Source organism: Streptomyces calidiresistens, from assembly GCF_014141525.1.
GTDB lineage: Bacteria > Actinomycetota > Actinomycetes > Streptomycetales > Streptomycetaceae > Streptomyces > Streptomyces calidiresistens.
Genome location: NZ_VKHS01000698.1, coordinates 1 through 2,899 on the forward strand (window position 1 = coordinate 1; position 2,899 = coordinate 2,899).

Consider the following 2,899-nt stretch of genomic DNA (forward strand, 5'->3'; position numbering starts at 1 on the left):
CGCCCCGCCCGCCCCCCGGCGGGAGGGGCACCGACGAAGGAACACGAAGGACACCGGGCCCACCATGACGGAACTGCTCGCGGCCTACACCGGGACCAACGAGACCGTTCTCGACGGTGCCCTGTTCCTCGCGATCCCGGTGGCCGTCCTCGGCGGGCTGGTCTCCTTCTTCTCCCCCTGCGTGCTCCCCCTGGTCCCCGGCTACCTGAGCTACGTCACCGGGGTGGGCGGCGCGGACCTCGGCGAGGCCCGGCGCGGCCGGATGCTGCTGGGGTCGCTGCTGTTCGTCCTCGGCTTCTCCGCCGTGTTCATCTCCACCGGCGCGCTCTTCGGCGGCGTCGGGAGCGTCCTGCAGGAGCACCGCGAGTTCCTGACCAGGGTCTTCGGCGTGTTGACCATCCTGCTGGGCCTGATCTTCATGGGACTGGTGCCGCGCCTGGGGCAGCGCGAGTTCCGCTTCCACTCCCGGCCGGCCGCCGGACTGGCCGGGGCGCCGATGCTGGGCGTGGTCTTCGGCATCGGCTGGACCCCGTGCATCGGCCCGACCCTGGCCTCGGTGAACTTCCTGGCCTTCAACGAGGCGACCGCCGGGCGCGGGGCGCTGCTGACGGCGGCGTACTGTCTGGGGATGGGCCTGCCGTTCATCCTCGCGGCGCTGGCCTTCCGGCGGACGCTGGGCGCCTTCTCGGTGGTCAAGCGGCACTACGCCCTGGTGATGCGGATCGGCGGCGTGATGATGATCCTCACCGGTCTGCTGCTGGTCACCGGGGTGTGGGACCGCATCGTGTACCAGCTGACGGTGTGGTCCTCCGGCTTCACGGTGGGGATCTGAGATGCCTCCCCATCCCCGGACCGGACCTCCCACGATCCCGCCGGAACCCCCGCCCACCGGGTGGGCGGCGCGCGGGAACGAACGGGAGACGGAGCGAGAGACGGCGAGCGGTGGGCACCATGGGTGAGCGCAGGGACACGGGTACGACGATCGAGCGGTCCCCCGGGGACACCGGGGACGACTTCGTCGGGCCCGGGACCGGACCCGAGGGACACCTGCGGCCGGGCGCCGACGGTCCCGGCGACAGTGGCGGTCCCGGCGGTCACGGCGGCGGCTCCGGCGGTTCGGACGGTCCCGGCGAGGGGGGCCCGGCCGGTGCCGGCTCCTTCGGCGGCGCCCGCCGGCCGGGCGCACGCGGCGCGCTGGCCTGGCTGGGCCGCGAGCTGCTCGGCTGGGGCCGCTGGTACTGGCGTCAGCTCACCTCGATGCGCACCGCGCTGATCCTGCTCTTCCTGCTCGCGCTGGCCTCCATCCCCGGCTCGCTCATCCCGCAGGAGACCGGCAACCCGGCGGTGCTCGCCGACTTCCGAGCCCGCCACGGTGCGCTGGCGGAGGTCTACGAGCGGCTCCAGCTGTTCAACGTGTACTCCTCGGTGTGGTTCTCGGCGATCTACATCCTGCTGTTCGTCTCGCTGATCGGCTGCATCGTCCCCCGCACGTGGCAGTTCATCGGCCAGTTGCGGTCCCGTCCGCCGCGCGCCCCGCGCCGGCTGGACCGGATGCCCGCCTCCACCCGCTGGTGGACCGAGGCCGAGCCGGCCGCGGTGCTGGACGCCGCGCACGGCGAGCTGCGCCGCCGCCGCTTCCGCACCGCCCGCGACGGGGAGGGGGACGGGCCGGGCGCCCGCCCGGCCGCCGTGGCGGCCGAGAAGGGCTACCTGCGCGAGGCGGGCAACCTGCTCTTCCACATCGCGCTGGTCGTCATGCTCATCGCCTTCGCCGCCGGCCAGCTCTACCGCTCCGAGGGCGGCAAGCTGGTCGTCGTCGGCAGCGGTTTCACCAACACGCTCACCCAGTACGACGACTTCGGGTCCGGGGCGCTGTTCGACATCGGCGAGCTGGAGCGGTTCCGCTTCGACCTCGACGAGTTCCACGCCCGGTTCGCCCGCGAGGGCCCCGACCTGGGCACCCCCCGGGAGTTCCGGGCCGACGTCACCTACTGGCGGGACGGCGACACCGAGGGCACCGAGGCGGCCATCGAGGTCAACCACCCGCTGACGATCGGGGACGCGAAGATCTACCTGATCGGCCACGGCTTCGCGCCGGTGGTCACCGTCACCGACGGCCAGGGGGAGATCGCCTTCACCGGCCCGGTGCCGTTCCTGCCGCAGGACATGGCGGGCACGGCGACCGGCGTCATCAAGGTCACCGACTACCTCGACGAGAACGGCGAGCCCGACCAGCTCGGGTTCCAGGGCATCTTCAGCCCGACCTACCGGATCACCGAGGACCGGGGACCGCACTCCAGCTTCCCCGAGCCCGACCACCCCGTGCTCACCCTCACCGCGTACCGGGGCAACCTGGGCCTCAACTCGGGCATCCCGCAGAACGTCTACCAGCTGGACACCAGCCGGATGGAACAGTTCCTCGACCCCACGGGCGAGCCGCGCCGCATCAGCATGGAGCCCGGTGACACCTGGGAGCTGCCGGAGGGCAAGGGGTCGCTGACCTTCGAGGGCTTCGAGCGCTGGGCCAGCTTCCAGATCTCCACCCCGGCCGCCAACGGCTGGGCACTGGCCGGGGCCGTGGGCGCGGTGCTGGGCCTGGCCGCCTCGCTGCTCATCCAGCGCCGCCGGGTGTGGGTGCGGGCCACGGCCGGTCCGGACGGCCGCACCCTGGTCGAGATGGGTTCGCTGGGGCGCACCGAGTCCGCCCGCATCCCGGAGGAGCTGGGTGAACTGGTGGCGGTGCTGAGCCGGCAGGCCCCGCCGGTGCCCGCGGCGGGGGACGGGGCGGATTCGACGGACGAGCCCGACGGGTCCGACGGGTCCGACGGGTCCGAGGGGCCCGACGCCGGCGCGGCCGGTGCGGGGGAGCCCGCCGGCGACGCCGAAACCACCCGTGACC

At 73.4% G+C, this 2,899-nt stretch carries 2 protein-coding genes; both read left to right on the plus strand.

Annotated elements, in window-relative coordinates; all coding sequences use genetic code 11:
• Positions 1-64 precede the first annotated feature (64 nt).
• On the plus strand, positions 65-832 hold the full coding sequence (locus tag FOE67_RS21615) for a cytochrome c biogenesis CcdA family protein (protein ID WP_182666510.1): 768 nt from the start codon (positions 65-67) through the stop codon (positions 830-832).
• Positions 833-951: 119 nt separating this feature from the next.
• Positions 952-2,899: cytochrome c biogenesis protein ResB (resB, locus tag FOE67_RS21620; RefSeq protein WP_182666511.1), on the plus strand; the 1,948-nt coding region annotated here is incomplete at its 3' end.